We start from the raw sequence: 18213 nt of genomic DNA on the forward strand, positions 1-18213 counted from the left end.
CCGGTGGAGTGAGCCAGGGCCAGGGCCCAGGCACCCTGCACCACCGTGTTCATCGTGACGCCCTGGCTCCGCGCCCACGCCGACAGCTCCGCGGTCGCCTTCGCGTCCAAGCCGAAGGTGACGCCCAGCGGGGCCGAGTCGACCGGACCGGCGTCCGGGGCGAGCAGGGTGGCCTCGTCGAGCCCGGCGAGGGACTCCTGCCAGGCCTCCCGGGCGCCGTCCCGGTCACGGGCGTCGAGCCAGGTGAGGTAGTCGCGGTACGGGCGGACGCGGGGCAGCGCCGCGGGGTCGCCGCCGGACGCGTACAGCTCGGTCAGCTCCTGCCAGAGCAAGGGCATCGACCAGCCGTCGAGCACGATGTGATGGTTCGTCATCACCAGCCGGACCCGGTCCCCGGACAGGCGTATCGCCGTGAACCGCATCAGCGGCGGGCACGTCAGGTCGAAGCGGCGCTCCCGGTCCTCGGCGGCGAGCCGGTCGGCCTGAGCACCCCGCTCGTCCGCGGGCAGGCCGGTCAAGTCGGCCTCCCGCCAGTCGGGTTCGACGTCGGCGGGCACCACCTGCACCCATGCGCCCGAGCCGGTCTGCCGGAACCCGGCGCGCAGGTTCGCGTGCCGCCGCAGCAGGGCCTGCGCCGCGGCGCGCATCCGGGCACCGTCGAACGTGCCCTCCAGGTCGAACGCGAGCTGGCCCACGTAGACGTCACGGGCGTTCTCGTCGTACAGGTTGAGGAAGAGGAAGCCCTCCTGGAGGGGAGCGAGCGGCAGGATGTCCTGGACCGCGGGGACGAGGCGCTCCAGGCGCTCGATCTCGCCCTGGTCGAGCGCCGCGTGGGTGATGTCCGACGGGGTCAGTCCGCCGGCGCCGGGGCGGCGGGCCTCTTCGACGAGCTGCTTCAGCGCCCGGAACCAGGCGTCGGCCAGACGTCGGGCGTCCTCGGGCTCCAGCTGGGTCCGGGAGTAGGTCCAGCGCGCCCGCAGCCGGGTGCCCGAAGGCGTCTCCCGGGCGACGGCGTTGAGGTCCACGGGGTGGGCCAGCGGCATGGCGCCGTCGATTCCCGCGACATCACCGCCCTCGATGCTCCAGGGATCCTCCTGGGCGCCGTCCTGGCCGAGCTGCCCGAGGTAGTTGAAGCCGAACTCGGGGACCGGGAACCGCGCGAGCGCGGTGCGGGTACGGGGGTTGAGGTAGCGCAGCAGGCCGTAGCCGATGCCGTCGCCGGGCACGGCGCGCAGCTGCTCCTTCACGGCCTTCAGCGCCCGGATCGTCGGCGCGTCGCCGTTGGTGGCGGGGGCGGCGGGCGGTGCGAGCAGGACCGGGTACATGGCGGTGAACCAGCCCGCGGTACGGCTGAGTTCCGCGCCCGGCACGGTGTCCTCGTGGCGTCCGTGGCTCTCCAGGTCGACCACGACGGGCGCGTCGGGGTTCTCACCGCGGCCATGCCGCCACTCGGCGACGGCGAACGCGAAGGTGCTCAGGAGTACGTCGTTGATCGTCGCGTGGCAGACGCCGGGAACCCAGGTGAGCAGCGCCTCGGTGATGTCCGCGTCGAGTTCGGCGGTGATCTCGCCCGCGCTCACATGGGTGTCCCGCGCGCGGTCGAGGCGCAGTGTGCGCGGGGTGTCGCCGAGCACCGAACGCCAGTGGTCGAGCTCCGCCTCGACGCGCGGTTCCCCGGCGATGTCCGCGAGGGACAGCGCCCACCGCCGCCACGGTGTGTCCACCGGGGCGAGCGGCTCGCCCGCGTAGGCGGCGGCCAGGTCGGGTATGAGGATGCGCCAGGTGACGCCGTCCATGACCAGGTGGTTGGCGACGAGCACGAGCAGACCGTCCCGGTCGGCACCCCGGTCGAGCCAGACGGCCTGGACCATACGGCCGTCCGCCGGGGCCAGCCGCGAACGGGCCGCACGTGCCTGCTCGGTGACCGCGGACCGGACGTCGGACTCGTCGAGGCCCACGGCGTCGTACCGGATCAGGCAGTCGGCCACGGCCACGGAGCCCGGTTCGGGAACCTGGATCGTCCAGTCGTCGGCCACCCGCATGCGCAGGGCGTCATGGTGGTCGAGCACGGTCAGGAGAGCGGCGCCGAGCGCGTCGAAGTCGAGGGCGGCGGGCACGCGGAGCACCAGGGACTGGTTGAACTCGGCCACGTCGGAGCCGAGTTCGGCGAACCAGCCCATCATCGGCGTGCGGGGGGCCGGGCCGTGGGCCGGGATGTCGGCGCCTTGCTGCCGGCGGTCGGTGTCGGGTCCGGCCGTGGCCGACTCGGCGAGCAGCGCGGGCGTCTGGTGTTCGAAGACGTCGCGCACCGACAGGACGAGACCTGCCCCGCGGGCCCGGCCGACGAGCTGGATGGACAGGATGCTGTCCCCGCCGAGGTCGAAGAAGCCGTCGTCGATCCCGACGGACTCCACCCCGAGGACGTCGGCGAACAGCTCGGACAGCAGCCGCTCCCGCGGGTTGCGGGCGGTGCGCCCCGACGTCCGCGCGGAGTAGTTGGGGGCGGGCAGCGCTTTGCGGTCCAGCTTGCCGTTGATCGTCAGCGGCAGGGCGTCCAGGGCGACGAACGCGGTCGGGATCATGTGGTCGGGCAGCGTCTCGCGCAGTTCGGCGCGGAGCGCGGCGGCGTCCAGGGTGTGACCGGGCTCGGGGACGACGTACGCCACGAGCCGCCGGTCGCCCGGCCGGTCCTCCCGCACGATCACGGCCGCCCTCGCCAGGTGCGGGCGCTCGGTGATGACCGCCTCGATCTCGGTCGGCTCGATCCGCAGGCCGCGGATCTTGACCTGGGTGTCGACCCGTCCCAGATACTCCAGCTCACCGTTCGGCAGCCAGCGCACCAGGTCACCGGTCCGGTACAGCCGGGTGCCGGGCGCCCCGAACGGGTTGGCCACGAACCGCTCCGCGGAGAGCGCGGGCCGCCCGTGGTAGCCGCGGGCCAGGTGCGGACCGGCAGCGTAGAGCTCGCCGGGGACACCGGGGGCGACCGGGCGCAGCGCGGCGTCCAGCACGTACACCGCGGTGTTGGTGACGGGGGAGCCGATGGGCGGGGTGAGGGGCCCGGACAGCGGACCGCTCATCGTCGAGCAGACCGTGGTCTCCGTGGGGCCGTAGGAGTTGAGCATCGTACGGCCGCCGGACCAGCGCTCCACCAGCTCCGGCGGGATCGTCTCCGCGCCCACGACGAGGGTGAGCCCGTCGGGCAGCGAACCCTCGGGCAGCAGCCCGAGGACGGAGGTCGTCAGGCTGAGATGGGTCGCCGCGTACCGGGTCGCCAGCTCGGCCAGTTCGGGCCCCGGCGTGGTCTCCTGGGGCGCGACGACGAGGGTGGCGCCGGTGAGGAGAGCCATCGCCAGCTCCCAGAACGACGCGTCGAAGCTCGGGGAGAGGTGCTGCAGGATCCTGCTGTCCGGCCCGGCCGCGCAGTCGCGGGTGAAGATGTCGACCAGGCCCGGCAGACCGGTGTGGGTGACGACGACACCCTTGGGCCGGCCCGTGGTGCCGGAGGTGTAGATCATGTACGCCGGGTGTTCGGGGCGCAGCGGCGTCGGCCGTTCCGCGTCGGTGACATCGTGCGCGGGCAGTCCGGCGACGGCCGCCGCGGTCTCGGCGCTGTCGATCAGGAGAAGTGGTGCGGCTGTGTCCGGGAGCCCGGCGGCGCCGGCGGACGTGGTGACGACGAGCGTGGGCGCGGCGTCCCCGACGAGATGGGCGATCCGTTCGGCCGGGTACGCGGGGTCGACGGGCAGATAGGCCGCGCCCGCCTTGAAGGCGGCGAGCGCCGAGACCACCAGGTCGGCCGAGCGGGGCAGGGCCATCGCCACGAACTCCTCGGGGCCCGCGCCCAGTTCGAGGAAGCGGCGGGCCAGCTGGTTCGCCCGCGCGTTGAGCTCGCCGTACGACAGGGCCTGCCCGTCGAACTCGACGGCGATGCGCTCCGGCGCCTCGGCGGCATGGGTCTCGACATACTCGGCGAAGGTCCGGCCGACCGGCTCGCGCGGTGTGTCGTTCCACTCGACCAGGACGCGGTCCAGCTCCTGACGGCTGAGGACGTCGACGTCACCGATGCGTCGCCCGGGGTCGCCGACCAGGGCGTCGAGGAGCCGCAGGAAGCGGTCCACCAGTGCGCTGACCGTGCCCTCGTCGAAGAGGTCGGTGCTGTACTCGGCCGCGCCGAACAGTCCGGCGGGAGCGCCCTCGGCGTCGCGGTGCTCGGCGATCTCGAAGGCCAGGTCGAGCTTGGCGATCCCGGTGGCGACGGGCAGCAGCGTCACGCCGAGGCCGGTCGCGGCCAGCGCGGCGAGCGCGTCCTGCTGGGTGGTGTCCAGGCTCAACAGCACCTGGAACAGCGGGTTGTGGGAGAGCGACCTGGTCGGGCTGAGGACATCCACCAGGTGTTCGAAGGGCAGCTCCTGGTGGTCGTAGGCGGTCAGGTCGGTGGCCCGCACCCGGTCGAGCAGCTCGCGGAAGGTGGGGTTGCCGCTGGTGTCGGTGCGCAGCACCAGGGTGTTGACGAAGAAGCCGACGACCTGGTCGAGGGCGTCGTCGGTCCGTCCGGCCACCGGCGTGCCGACGGGGATGTCGTCACCAGCCCCCATCCGGGACAGCAGGGCGGCCAGAGCAGCCTGGAGCACCATGAAGACGCTGGTGCGGGACTCCCTGGCCAGCTCCACGACGCCCCGATGCAGCTCCGCGCGGACGGTCAGCGGAACACGGTCGCCGCGGTGCGAGGCGACGGCCGGGAGCGGCCGGTCCGCGGGCAGGTCGAGCCGGTCGGGCAGACCGGCCAGGGCCTGCTTCCAGTGGGCGAGCTGGCGGCCGGCCGGGCTGGTGGCGTCGGACGCGTCGCCGAGCGACGCGCGCTGCCACAGCGCGAAGTCCGCGTACTGCACGGGCAGGGGCGTCCAGTCGGGGGCGCGACCGGCCGCGCGGGCCGTGTACGCCGTGGCGAGGTCGTGGACCAGCGGGCCGAGGGACCAGCCGTCACCCGCGATGTGATGCACCATCAGCAGCAGCACGTGCTCGTCGTCGGCGAGCCGGAACAGTTCCGCCTTCACCGGGATGTCGGTCCGCAGGTCGAAGCAGTGCCGGGCGGCCTCTGCGAGGAGCTGGTCGAGCCGCTCCTCGACGGTGTCGGTCAGCGGCAGCTCGAAGCGCACGCCGGCGGCGTCGAGCACGGTCTGCCGGGCGCCCTGCTCGTCCTCGGTGAAGACGGTCCGCAGGCTTTCGTGGCGGGCGATCACGTCCTGGAAGGCCGCGCGCAGCGCCTCCGGGTCGAGCCCGCCGGTCAGCCGCAGCGCACCGGTGATGTTGTAGGTGGGTGAGGGGCCTTCGAGCTGGTGCAGGAACCACAGCCGCTGCTGTGCGTACGACAGCGGCAGCCGCTCGGGACGCTCGCCGGCCGTCAGCGGTGTCCTGGCGTGCTCCGCCCGGTCCAGGGCCGCGGCGAGCCCGGCGACCGTGGGCGTCTCGAAGAGCTGCCGCACCGACAGCTCGACCCCCAGGGTGCTGCGGATGCGGCCGGCCAGCTTGGTGGCGAGCAGGGAGTGGCCGCCGAGGTCGAAGAAGTTGTCGTCGATGGTCAGGCGGGGAACCGCGAGCACCTCGACGAAGAGGGAGCACAGGATCTCCTCGCGCGGCCCGCGCGGAGCGCGTCCCGTGACCTGCCCGGAGTGGGCGGGGGCGGGCAGCGCCTTGCTGTCGAGCTTGCCGTTGGGCGTCAACGGCAGGGCGTCCAGGGTGACGAACGCCGAGGGCAGCATGTAGTCCGGCAGTTGGGCGGCGGCATGGTCGTGGAGCGCGCGGGCACTCACGTCGGCACCGGTCACCACGTACGCGACGAGCCGCAGATCGCCCGGGACGTCCTCGCGCGGCACCACGGTCACGTCGTCGACCGAGGAGTGGGCGGCGAGCACGGCCTCGATCTCGCCGAGCTCGATCCGGAAGCCGCGGATCTTCACCTGCTGGTCGGCGCGCCCCAGGTAGTCGAGGCCGCCGTCGGTCCGGCGCCTGGCCAGGTCGCCCGTGCGGTACATCCGGGTGCCCGTCTCGCCGAAACGCGCGGCGTACGGGTCGGCGGGGAAGCGGTCCGCGGTGAGGCCGGGGCGTCCCAGGTAGCCGCGGGCGAGGCCGGCCCCGGCGACGTACATCTCCCCGGTGACGCCGGGCGCGGTGGGGCGCAGTCGGTCGTCGAGGACGTAGACCCGCAGGTCGGGGATGTTGACGCCGATGGTGCTCGCCGAGGCGGCGGCAGCGGTGGCCCGGTCGAGCGCGAAGTGGGAGACGTGGACGGTGGTTTCGGTGATGCCGTACATGTTGACCAGGACCGGGGCGTCCTCGGCGTGCCGCTCGTACCAGTCCGCGAGGCGGGACAGGTCGAGCGCCTCGCCGCCGAACACCACGTAGCGCAGGGCGAGTTCGGGCCGCTGCTCGCGGTCGGCCGCGGCCAGCTGGTAGAACGCCGAAGGCGTCTGGTTCAGGACGGTGACCCGCTCCCGTTCGAGAAGGGTCAGGAACGCGGCGGGGTCCCGGCTGACGGCGTGCGGTACGACGACGAGCCGGCCGCCGTGCAGAAGCGGCCCCCACAGCTCCCAGACGGAGAAGTCGAACGCGTAGGAGTGGAAGAGGGTCCACACGTCCCGCTCGTCGAAGCCGAACCAGTGCTCGGTGGCGGAGAAGAGCCGCACGACGTTGTGGTGCGGCACGGCCACACCCTTGGGCCGCCCCGTCGAGCCCGAGGTGTAGATGACGTACGCGGTGTCCTGTGGGTCGAGCGGCCTGACCCGCTCGCTCTGGGCGAGGTCGTCCGAGCGGTACGCGTCCGGCCCGTCGCCGTCCGCTTCCGCGAGGTCGCCGAGGACGATGCGGGGCACCTCGTGGGCGGGCAGCCGCCCGGCGGTGTCGCGGTCGGTGAGCAGCACCGCGGGCGCCGCGTCGGTCAGCGCGTAGGCGAGCCGGTCGGCCGGATAGCCGGGGTCGAGCGGCACATAGGCGGCACCCGACTTGACCACGGCGAGCAGCGCCACGACCAGTTCGGCCGAACGGGGCAGCGCGAGCGCGACCAGCGCGTCGGGCCCGATCCCGCGGGCGACGAGCAGCCGGGCGAGGCGGTTGGCACGCGAGTTGAGCTCGCCGTACGACAGGGATGTGCCCTCGAAGGTCAGTGCCGTGCGGTCGGCGTGGCGGGCCGCCTGCTGCTCGAAGAGCTCGGGCAGCGTGGCCGCGACGGACTCGCCGAGGGCGGCGGCGGAGTCAGGCCGGTTGGCCGCCACGAGCAGCGCGTGGTGTTCGCCGGGGACGAGGACGTCGACGTCGCCCAGGCGCGCGTCGGGCTCCGCGACGACCTCCGTGAGGAGCCGCACCAGCCGCTCGGTGAGGGCGCGGACGGTCCCGGCGTCGAACAGCTCCGTGCTGAACTCCACCGCGAGGTTCAGCCCGGCCGGCTCGCCCTCGGCGTCGCGGTTCTCGTCGAAGGCGAACACGAGGTCGAACCTGGACAGGCCGGTGTGCACGGGCATGAGCGTCGCGCTGACGCCGGGCAGCCGGCCCAGCTCGCCCAAGGCGTCCTGCTGGGTGGTGTCGAAGGTCAGCGCCACCTGGAACAGCGGGTGGTGGGAGGTGCTGCGGTCCGGGTTGAGCGCCTCGACGAGCCGCTCGAAGGGCACGTCCTGGTGGGCGTAAGCGGCCAGGTCGGTGTCGCGGACCCGGCCGAGGAGCTCGCGGAAGGTCGGGTCGCCGCTGGTGTCCGTGCGCAGCACGAGCGTGTTGACGAAGAAGCCGATCAGGTTCTCCACCGCCGCGTCGGTACGCCCCGCGATGGTGGAGCCGATCGGTACGTCCTCACCCGCGCCGAGCCGCGTCAGGAGCCCCGCGAGCGCGGCCTGGAGCACCATGAACACGCTGGTCCGGGTCTCGGTGGCCAGCCCGGCCAGCGAGCGGTGCAGATCGGCGGGCACGGTCACGTCGAGCCGGTCCCCGGCGTTGTCGCGCCGTGCGGGACGCGGCCGGTCGGTGGGCAGTTCGAGCCGCTCCGGCAGGCCGGCCAGGGCCTGTCGCCAGTGGGAGAGCTGCCGGGTGCCCTCGCTCTCGCCGTCCCCGTCGGCGCCGAGGAGTTCGTGCTGCCAGAGCGTGTAGTCGGCGTACTGCACCGGCAGCGGCGCCCAGTCGGGGGCCGCGCCGCCGAGCCGGGCGGCGTAGGCGGCCCCCAGATCACGGGCGAGCGGGGCCAGCGACCAGCCGTCCCCGGCGATGTGGTGCAGCACCAGCAGCAGCACGTGCTCGTCCGGTGCCACCCGCAACAGCGCGGTGCGCAACGGCACTTCACCGGTGAGGTCGAAGGGGTGGCGGGCCACCCGGGCGATGTCCTCGGTCAGCCGCTCCGCGTCGCTGTCGACCATCTCCAGGCGGGGCGCCGCCTGCTCCGCGGACAGGATCACCTGGTGCGGGCCGTGCTCGTCCTCCGCGAAGACGGTGCGCAGGCTCTCGTGCCGGGCGACCACATCACCGATCGCCGCCGACAGGGCGGCGTCGTCCAGGTGGCCGGTGAGCCGCAGCGCGGCCGGGATGTTGTACAGCGGCGACGGGCCCTCGAACTGGTGGATGAACCACAGGCGTCGCTGGGCGAAGGAGAGGGGAAGGCGGTCGGGCCGCTGCCGGGCGGTGACCGCCGTACGGGCCCGGCCGGTCTCGTCGAGCGCCACAGCGAGCTCCGCCACGCTCGGCGACTCGAAGACCCGCTGGATCGACAGCTCCGCCCCGAGGGCGGTGCGGATGCGGCTGATCAGCTGTGTGGCGAGCAGCGAGTGGCCGCCCAGCTCGAAGAAGCCGTCGTCGACGCCGACCGCGTCCACCCCGAGGACCTCGGCGAACAGCGTGCACAGCAGCTCCTCGCGCGGCGTGCGCGGTGCCCGGCCGCCGGACCGCTCCGTGCGGTCGGGGACGGGCAGGGCCCTGCGGTCGAGCTTGCCGTTCGGCGTGACCGGCAGCTCCGGCAGGGTGACGTACGCCGAGGGGACCATGTAGTCGGGCAGCAGCTCGCGCAGCCGGGCGGTGAGCGCCGCGGAGCCGGGCCCGGTGTCGCCCGAGGGGACGGTGTAGGCGACGAGGCGCTGGTCGCCGGGCCGGTCCTCGCGCAGCACCACCGCGGCCTGGCCCACCTCCGGCTGCCGGACGAGGGCGGCCTCGATCTCGCCGAGTTCGATGCGGAAGCCGCGCAGCTTGACCTGCTGGTCGGCGCGGCCGAGATAGTCGAGGCTGCCGTCGTGGTTCCAGCGCGCGAGGTCGCCCGTGCGGTACATCCGGCTGCCCGGCGCGCCGTGCGGGTCGGCGGTGAAGCGCTCGGCACTGAGGCCGGGGCGGCCCAGGTAGCCGCGGGCGAGCTGGACACCGGCGATGTACAGCTCGCCGGGCACGCCCGCGGGCACCGGGCGCAGCGCGGCGTCGAGCACCTGCATCCGGGTGTTCCACACCGGGCGGCCGATCGGCACCGGGCCGGTGCCCGAGTCCTCGGCGCACGGCCAGTACGTCACGTCGACGGCGGCTTCCGTGGGCCCGTACAGGTTGTGCAGCGGGACGTCCGACACGGCCTGGAACCGCGTGCGCAGCTCGGCCGAGAGGGCCTCGCCGCTGCAGAAGACCCGGCGCAGCCCCGTCAGTGAGGCCGCGGCGGGCTCGCGCAGGAACACGTCGAGCATCGACGGCACGAAGTGCAGGGTGGTGACGCCCTCGCGCCGGATGACATCGGCCAGATAGGCCGGGTCCAGATGGCCCTCGGGCCGCGCGACGACCAGCGTGGCGCCCTGGGTGAGGGGCCAGAAGAACTCCCACACGGACACGTCGAAGCCGGACGGGGTCTTCTGCAGCACCCGGTCGGAGGCATCGAGGCCGTAGGCGTGCTGCATCCAGGCCAGGCGGTTGACGATCGACCGGTGGGAGATCACCACACCCTTGGGCCGGCCGGTGGACCCGGAGGTGTAGATGACGTAGGCGGGGTGCCGCGGATCGAGCGCCGGCGCCGGTGCCGCCCCGGCGGGCTCCGGGGCCGGGGCAGGGGCCGGTCCGTCCAGGACCAGCCGGGGGGTGCCGTCGTCCGGCAGCCGCTCCTCGGTGTCCGACGTGGTCAGGACGAGCATGGCGCCCGCGTCGTGCAGGATGTGCGCGATGCGGTCCGCCGGATAGCCGGGGTCGACGGGGACGTACGCCGCGCCCGACTTCAGCACGGCGAGCAGGGCGACGACGAGTTCCGTCGACCGGGGGACGGCGACCGCGACGAAGCGCTCCGGGCCGGCTCCGCGGGCGACCAGGCTCCTGGCCAACTCATCGGCGCGGCCGTCCAGTTCGGCGTACGTCAGAGAGCTTCCCTCGTACGCGACGGCCTCGTGGTCCGGGGTGCGGGCGGCCTGCGCGGCGAGCAGCCGGGGCAGCGTCGCGTCGGACACCTCGTGCGCGGTGTCGTTCCACTGCGTGAGGATGCGGTGCCGTTCGTCCGGCGTGAGCAGGGCGGCCTGGTCGAGAGGTGCGGTGGGGTCGGCCGCCAGGTCCTCGAGGAACCGGACGAAGCGCTCCTGGAGGGAGGTCAGGTCCCGCGCGTCGTACACCTGCGGGTTGCCCTCGAAGTCGACGCGGAGCCCGGAGTCGGGGGTGCCGGTCAGGACGAAGTTCAGGTCGGTCGTCGGGCCGGAACTGATGCTGCGCATCACGCCGAGCGGGCCGCCGAAGTCGACGGGCCGGTAGGGCATGACGTTGACCGTCGGGGCGAGCACGCCCGAGCCGCCGAGTTCGCGGTTCAGGTCCTCGCCGCGGTACCGGCTGTGCGCCATGAGGCCGCGCAACGCGTCGGACACGGTCTCGATCAGCTGGGCGAAGGTCTGGCCCGGGCGCACGGTCAGCCGCAGCGGCAGCCGGTTGGAGACCATGCCGGGCGTGGTGCGGGCGTTGGCGCCGTACCGGCCCGTGACCGGCACCGACAGCACGATGTCCTGAGCGCCCGTCACCCGGTGCAGGAAGGCGCCCACGCCGGCGATCACCACGCGCGCCCAGGCGGAGCCGGTCGCCTCGGCGGCACGCTCCAGCACACCCGTGCGCTCCGGGCCGAGGGCGAGGCTCGCCACGGTGGGCGCCAGGACGAGCCCGCTGCTGCGGCCGGTGAGCGAGACGGGCTCGGGAACGTCGGCGAACAGCTCGGTCCAGTAGGCGCGGTCCTTGGCGTGCCGGGCGGAGGCGCGGTAGGTCTCCTCGGTGGCGACCAGCTGGTCCATGTCGCCGAAGGAGCAGGGCGGTACGGCACGCCCCTGCGTCAGCGCCCGGTAGACCTCGGCGAGCCGCTCGTAGAACAGGGACATGCTGGTGCCGTCGATCACGATGTGATGGACGCCCAGGTAGTACAGGTGCCGGCCGCCGCCGAGCGTGAACAGCGCGTGGCTGCTGAGGCCGGGCCGGTCGAGCGCCACCGGCGTCGCGCGGTCCCGCTCCATCCAGCGGATCGCCTCGGCCTGCGGGTCCTCGTGCCCGGTGAGGTCGAAGTGCCGCAGCAGCACCGGGGTGTACGGCACGCCGTCCGGGCCCTCGGTCTCGTCCGCGCCCTCCGGGGCGAGGGGGCAGTACGCGCGGTACGGGCGTCCCTGCTCGTCGGTGAGGAAGCGGGAGCAGAGGGTCTCCGTCTCGGCCATCGTGTGCCGCAGGGCCGCGCTCAGTACGGCGTGGTCCAGCGGGCCGTCGATCTCCAGGCAGGAGCCGGTCTTGTAGTGCGCACCTCGCGGGTCCAGCTGCTGCGCGAGCCACACCTCGTGCTGCGCACTGGTCAGGCCGTGCCGAATGGACGAGAGCTCAGACACCTGTCTCCTCACAATCTTCCGCCGGAACCCCCGGCCTTTTCATGCCGCGCAGAAAAATAATCGAGGTGCCGCTTGAGTGACATTCAATTAAGGGCGAACTGGGACGCTAGCAAGGCTCGGAGGAGCTGGTCAACATACTTATCCAGGTGGATAACCGCAGGTAGGGAGCTTGATATCCAGCCGATAGCGAGGGTATACGAGCGATTTGTAGAGTGTAGTCACGTGCATTTCCCTTTCCTGATCGAGAATTTCGGGAGCCGTCTTTCCGACGGGTGTTCCCGCGTTTCTCCCTTTCTCTTCATTGGAGAGCCGCCATGCCGCCAAGTGCCATTGCGTACGCCGAGCTGTACGTCACGGACGACCGGGATGCCTCCGGCTTCCTCATCGACAGCCTCGGCTTCGTGCCCCTGGCCGTGGCGGGCCCCGCCACCGGTACGCACGACCGCAGGTCCACCGTGCTGCGCAGCGGCGAGGTCACCCTCGTGGTCACCCAGGCGCTGCAGCCGGGAACGGCCGTCGCCCGGCACGTCGAGGAGCACGGTGACTCCATCGCCGACCTCGCGCTCAGCTGTGACGACGTCCAGTCCTGCTTCGACCGGGCCGTCCTCGCCGGCGCCACCGCACTGCAGCAGCCGACCCCTTCGCTCCGGCGCGGCCAGGACACCTGGTTCGCCGCCGTCTCCGGGTTCGGGGACGTCCGGCACACCCTGATCGCCGCGACCGACGACCGTGCGGGGCAGCTGCCGCCCGACCGGGACTGGGCGCTCCTGCCGGCCGCCACGGACCCCGCGGCGCCCCGGCCGGTCCTCGACCACGTCGCGGTCTGCCTCGAAGCCGGCACCCTGCGCCGCACCGCCGAGTTCTACGAGGCCGCCTTCGACATGCCCTTCTACTCCTCCGAGTACATCGAGGTGGGCGACCAGGCGATGGACTCCATCGTGGTGCGCAACGCCGAGGGGGGCATCACCTTCACCCTCATCGAGCCCGACGACACTCGGGTGCCGGGCCAGATCAACCAGTTCCTGAACGCCCACAACGGTCCGGGAGTCCAGCACCTGGCCTTCCTCGTGGACGACATCGTCGGTTCGGTCCGCGCGCTCGGCGACCGCGGCGTGGCCTTCCTGCGCACCCCCGGCGCCTACTACGACCTTCTCACCGAGCGCGTCAGCGACATGGCCGACGCCATCGCCGACCTGCGCGAGACCAACGTCCTCGCCGACCGCGACGAGTGGGGCTACCTGCTGCAGATCTTCACCCGCTCGCCCTACCCGCGCGGCACCCTCTTCTACGAGTACATCCAGCGCAACGGCGCCCGCGGCTTCGGCAGTTCGAACATCAAGGCGCTGTACGAGGCCGTCGAGAGGGAGCGGGAAGTGGCCGGTCGATGACGTCCGCCACCGAGCGGGAGCCGCTCACGCTCGACGACTTCGCCGAGCGGGCACGGCACGAACTGCCGCCCGATGTATGGGACTTCATCGCCGGTGGCGCGGGCAGGGAGCGGACGCTGGCCGCCAACGAGGCCGTCTTCGACACCGTACGGCTGCGCCCCAGGGCGCTGCCCGGCATCGAGGAACCGGACACCTCCGTCGAGGTGTTCGGCTCCCGCTGGTCGGCGCCTGTCGGGATCGCACCCGTGGCCTACCACTCACTCGCCCACCCGGACGGCGAGACGGGCACGGCCGCCGCCACGGGCCGGCTCGGACTCCCGCTCGTCGTCAGCACCTTCGCGGGCCGGACCCTCGAAGAGGTGGCCGACGCGGCCGGCGCCCCGCTGTGGCTCCAGCTGTACTGCTTCCGCGACGCCGAGACCACGCTCGGCCTCGCCCGTCGTGCGCGCGACAGCGGCTACCAGGCCCTGGTGCTCACCGTCGACACCCCCTTCACCGGCCGTCGTCTGCGCGACCTGCGCAACGGCTTCGCGGTCCCCGCCCATGTGACCCCGGCCAACCTGGCCGGGTCGGCCGCCGCGGGGAGCGCGACTCCCGGAGCGCACAGCAGGCTGGCCTTCGACCGCTCCCTCGACTGGTCCGCCGTGGCACGGCTGCGGGACCTGAGCGGGCTGCCCGTACTCGCCAAAGGCGTCCTCACCGCGCGGGACGCCGAGGCGGCGGTGGCCGCGGGCGTCGCGGGCATCATCGTCTCCAACCACGGCGGCCGCCAACTCGACGGCGTCCAGGCCAGTTTGGAGGCGCTGCCCGAGGTCGTGTCCGCCGTGCGCGGCCGCTGCCCCGTCTTCCTCGACGGCGGCATCCGCTCCGGCGCCGACGTCCTGGTCGCGCTGGCCCTCGGCGCCCGCGCCGTGTTCGTCGGCCGGCCCGCACTGTACGCCCTGGCCGCCGGCGGCAGCGAGGGCGTGCACCGGATGCTCACCCTGCTGATCGCGGAGTTCGCCGACACCATGGTGCTCACCGGCCACGCGTCGCCCGGCACGATCGACGCGGACACCGTGATCCTGCCGGGACACAGCCGCCCGAACCCCGAGAACACAGCGCCGCACACCCTGCCGCACACCGTGCCGCACACCATGTCGTACACAGACAGGAGTCCCGGATGACGACCATGTCAGGGAGCACGGACCGGACAGGCGTCCTGCCGCGGACCGCTCTGCACGCCAGCCTGTCCGCGCCGCTGCTCGACACGATGACCTTCCTCAACGAGGTCACCCTCCGCCATCCGCAGGCGATCTCCTTCGCCCCGGGGCGGCCGTACGAAGGCGACTTCGACGTCGCGCGCGTACCCGGACTCATCGAGACCTACCTCGACCACCTGCGCGAGCAGGGCCACTCCGAGGAACGCGTGCGCACGGCGCTCTACCAGTACGGCGAGACCGCGGGACAGATCAGGGACATCGTCGCCCGCATGCTCGACGTCGACGAGGACATGACGGTGGACCCCGCGTCCGTGGTGGTGACGGTCGGCTGCCAGGAAGCCGTCCTGCTCACGCTCCGCGCGCTGTTCACGGGCCCCGACGACGTGCTCCTCGTCGACAGTCCCTCGTACGTCGGCGTCACCGGCGCGGCCAGTCTGCTCGGGATCCCCGTCGTCGCGGTGCCCGGCACCCCGCACGGGCCGAGCCTGGAGGGAATCGAGCGCGCCGTACGGGAGATCGAGGCGAGCGGCCGGCGCGCCAGGTGTCTGTACGTGGTGCCCGACTGCTCCAACCCCACCGGGGTCAGCATGCGCCGCGAGGCCCGTACGGCCCTGCTCGACGCCGCGGACCGGCTCGGACTGCTGCTCCTGGAGGACAACCCCTACGGCGTCTTCAGCACGGTGCGGCGGCCTACGCTCAAGTCCCTCGACACCCAGCGGCGCGTCATCTACCTCGGCTCCTTCGCGAAGACCGCCTTCCCGGGCGCGCGCGTCGGGTTCGTGGTCGCCGACCAGCCGGTCGAGAGCGCGGACGGCCGGGCCCCGGGGCTGCTCGCCGACGAACTGGCCAAGGTCAAGAGCATGGTCACCGTCAACACCTCCAGCCTGAGCCAGGCAGCGGTCGCCGGGCTGCTCCTGCAGAACGGCGGCGGGCTGCGGGCGGCGAACGAGGCCTCGGCACGCCACTACCAGTCCACCATGAGGTGTCTGCGGGAGTCGCTCGCCGCCGAACTGCCCGCGGGAGCACCGGAGTCGGCCGGGGTGCGGTGGAACGACCCCGACGGCGGGTTCTTTCTGACGCTCGACGTCCCGTTCGCCGCGGACGGGGCCGCGTTGGACATCTCGGCGGAGAAATACGGCGTCATCTGGACGCCGATGCGCCACTTCCACCTGGACGACGCGGGGGACCGGCAGATCCGGCTCTCCTGCAGCTACCTCACCACCGACCAGGCCGCCGAGGGGGCGGCGCGACTGGCCCGCTTCATCAAGGACCAGGCGCGGAACTGAACCCCCCCCCGATGTAGCCAGGGGCCTGCGCCGCCGGATCGGCAGCGCAGGCCCCTGGCCTAGTTGAGATCGATGTCCTTCACCAGGCCCGCCTCGTAGGCGATGATCGCCGCCTGCACCCGGTTGCGCACCTCCAACTGGTTGAAGATCGCGCTGACATACGTCTTGATGGTGCCCTCGACCAGGTGCAGCCGCTGGGCGATCTCGGCGTTCGACAGGCCGGCGCCCAGCATCCCCAGGACCTCCTGCTCACGCTTGGTCAGCAGGGTCGTGCGCTCGCCCGAGACCTCCGCGCGGGGCGACGGGGCCCGGCGCAGTTCGGTCATCAGCCGGCGCGCCACCAGCGGGGAGAGACAGGAGCCCCCGGCCGCCACGGCCCGCACCCCGGAGATCAGGTCCCGCGGATCGGACGCCTTGAGCAGGAACCCGGCCACTCCCTGGTCCAGGGCCCGCTCGATGTACTTGTCCTCGCCGAAGGTGGTGAGGATGACCACCCCGGTGTCCGGGTTGGTGGTCCGCAGTTCACCCGCGGCTGTCAGGCCGTCCATCTCCGGCATCCGGATGTCGAGCAACGCCACATCGGGGCGGTGTTTGCGGGCCAGTTCGACCGCCTCACGCCCGTCGGACGCCTCGGCGACCACCTCGATGCCCGGCTCGGTGGTGAGGATGGAGCGAACCCCGGCCCTGATGATGGTCTCGTCGTCGGCGAGCAATACGCGAATCATCCGATCCTTCCCTGCTGGTTTCTGTTCATCGGCCCCGCGGGCGGCCGCCGCCGGGCGCGCTGTGCTCAGAGCGTGTCCTTGGCCACCAGGACATCATCCTGGAAGCACAGCCGGTACATCGTGTCGGTGAAGTGCAGAGGACTCGCGCCGGCCCGGTAGTACTCGCACGTGGCGCCCTGCGGCACAAGAGGTTCCGTGACGACCGGTGGCGGCTTCCTGATCCGCCGCGACGGGAGCGCCGACTCCAGCTCCGCGCGCGTCTCACCGACCCGTATGCGCGCGTAGTCGTCGGGGGAGATGGAGGTGGTCGCCGAGGTGAAGACGTAAAGGCCCACGAGGAGCGCCACGATGGCCGCACCGAGCAGCGCCGGGATCAGCGCGGCCCGTCGGGCGTCGCGCCGCAGCCGGGCCCTGGTCCGCAGCAGCGCGGCCCTCGACGCGCTCCACCTCGGCGCGGGAGGGGCGGGGACGGCACGGCCCGGCACCGCTTCCGTGTCGCCCGTACCGGAGACATCGCCGTCGGCGGCGCCGGAGCGCGGGCGGGTGGCGTCGAGGCCGGGCCCCGCGGCCGCCCGTGACGGCGCCGACGCGGTGTGCGGCAGCCGTGCGTACACCTCGAAGCCGCCCGCCCGCGGGCCCGTCCGCAGGGTGCCGCCCGCGAGACGGACGCGCTCGTCAAGACCGATCAGTCCGGATCCGCTGCCCGTCGCGGGCGCGCTCTCGCCGTTCTCCGGCCGCTCGTTGACGACCGACACCACGGTCTCGCGCGTCCCGTGGGTCACCCGCACGGTGATCGCGGCACCCGGCGCGTGCTTGGCCGCGTTCGTCAGGGACTCCTGCACCACCCGGTACGCCGCGAGGTCGGACAGCAGAGGCGGCTTGTCCGCCCTCGGGGGCGTGCCCTCCTCATGGAAGTCCACCGGCGTGGCGGACTGCTCGAAGCGGCGCACGAGTTGGGCGATCGACTCGTGGGGGGGAGTCAGCGACGGCGTGGGGTCCTCCCGCAGCAGCCCGATCACCTCGTGCAGGCGCTCGGTGGCCATGGTGCACCGCTGCCGCAACTGGCCCACGGAATCGCGGTGTTGCTCGGAGAGCCCGGGGGCCAGCTCGAGACCGCCGGCGAGCAGGGCCATCACGCTCAGCTCGTGCCCCAGGGAGTCGTGGATGTCCTGCGCGATCCTGGCCCGCTCCTTGAGCCTGGCCTGCTCGGCGATATAGCGCTGCTTCCACTCCAGTTGCTCGGCGTGCTCCCAGCCGGCGTGCGCCAGCGCGGTGCGCTGACTCCACCAGTTGCCCGCCCACCACGGCAGGACGCTGGAGGCGAACTCGGTCATCAGCAGGCTCAGCCAGTCCTTGGTGTCGGCCAGGGCACTGACCAGGAGGAGTCCGGCCACCGCGACACAGAGGAACACCAGGTGCGCGGGCCAGAGCCGGGTCAGTCTGCGGCCCGCCAGGAAGCTCAGCACCGCGGCCGCGATCGCCGGCCACAGGCTCGCGCCGAACCAGGGGTAGAAGAGGGCGAGGAGCGCGGCGAGCAGCAGGGACAGCAACGGCGCCGTGCGCCGCACCACGACCGCGGCCGTGATGGTCAGACAGGCGGCCGCCCAGCTGGCCGTCGTGGCCGCGAGCCCTTCCGTGTTGAACGCGGAGGGCGCGAGGAGCACGAGGAGCAGCACCAGATCGCCACGCCTGGCGAAGGGCCGCTCGGAGCCAAGGGCCCGTAGTAATGGTCCGGTTCGTCGGCGCACGGCCTGCCATCGCTGCATTCCAGCACGCTACAA

The 18213-nt window shown here is 72.8% G+C and carries 6 protein-coding genes; 3 read left to right on the forward strand and 3 right to left on the reverse strand.

Annotated features, from left to right (window positions below):
* Nucleotides 1-11831, reverse strand: an 11831-nt coding sequence (locus ACTMVF_RS34845) for an amino acid adenylation domain-containing protein (RefSeq protein WP_441275056.1), incomplete at its 3' end; no start/stop codon positions are given.
* A 314-nt stretch (nt 11832-12145) separates the two neighbouring features.
* Here ACTMVF_RS34845 and hppD point away from each other — a divergent pair.
* Genes hppD through ACTMVF_RS34860 form a run of 3 tightly spaced genes read left to right on the forward strand, consistent with a single transcriptional unit; the run spans nt 12146 to nt 15707 of the window.
* Complete coding sequence (hppD, locus tag ACTMVF_RS34850) at nt 12146-13219, forward strand: 4-hydroxyphenylpyruvate dioxygenase (protein ID WP_441275057.1); 1074 nt, start codon at nt 12146-12148, stop codon at nt 13217-13219.
* The gene (locus ACTMVF_RS34855; protein ID WP_441275058.1) at nt 13216-14385 is read left to right on the forward strand and encodes an alpha-hydroxy acid oxidase; all 1170 of its coding nucleotides are present in this window, start codon (nt 13216-13218) and stop codon (nt 14383-14385) included. Before hppD ends, ACTMVF_RS34855 begins: the two co-directional genes overlap by 4 nt.
* The gene (locus ACTMVF_RS34860) at nt 14382-15707 is read left to right on the forward strand and encodes a PLP-dependent aminotransferase family protein (RefSeq protein WP_441275059.1); all 1326 of its coding nucleotides are present in this window, start codon (nt 14382-14384) and stop codon (nt 15705-15707) included. The genes ACTMVF_RS34855 and ACTMVF_RS34860 overlap by 4 nt, the downstream gene beginning before the upstream one ends.
* A 59-nt stretch (nt 15708-15766) precedes the next feature.
* Here ACTMVF_RS34860 and absA2 read toward each other — a convergent pair whose 3' ends face one another.
* Both absA2 and ACTMVF_RS34870 read right to left on the reverse strand, forming a co-directional pair.
* Nucleotides 15767-16432 carry a two component system response regulator gene (absA2, locus tag ACTMVF_RS34865; RefSeq protein ID WP_302001144.1) on the reverse strand — a complete coding sequence of 222 codons (666 nt, stop codon included), beginning with the start codon at nt 16430-16432 and terminating at the stop codon, nt 15767-15769.
* A 65-nt stretch (nt 16433-16497) separates the two neighbouring features.
* A complete protein-coding gene (locus tag ACTMVF_RS34870; RefSeq protein ID WP_441275060.1) occupies nt 16498-18198 on the reverse strand; it encodes a sensor histidine kinase in 1701 nt (566 codons plus the stop codon).
* Nucleotides 18199-18213: the final 15 nt, after the last annotated feature.

Origin of the sequence: Streptomyces sp. SD31 (genome assembly GCF_052068475.1) — a bacterium.
Classification (GTDB): Bacteria; Actinomycetota; Actinomycetes; order Streptomycetales; family Streptomycetaceae; genus Streptomyces.

What these genes read in the sequence shown, in the direction of transcription:
- ACTMVF_RS34855 (WP_441275058.1), top strand. Translation starts at nt 13,216, where the DNA reads ATGACGTCCGCCACCGAGCGGGAGCCGCTCACGCTCGACGACTTCGCC.
- ACTMVF_RS34870 (WP_441275060.1), bottom strand. Translation starts at nt 18,198, where the DNA reads ATGCAGCGATGGCAGGCCGTGCGCCGACGAACCGGACCATTACTACGG.
- ACTMVF_RS34860 (WP_441275059.1), top strand. Translation starts at nt 14,382, where the DNA reads ATGACGACCATGTCAGGGAGCACGGACCGGACAGGCGTCCTGCCGCGG.
- absA2 (WP_302001144.1), bottom strand. Translation starts at nt 16,432, where the DNA reads ATGATTCGCGTATTGCTCGCCGACGACGAGACCATCATCAGGGCCGGG.
- hppD (WP_441275057.1), top strand. Translation starts at nt 12,146, where the DNA reads ATGCCGCCAAGTGCCATTGCGTACGCCGAGCTGTACGTCACGGACGAC.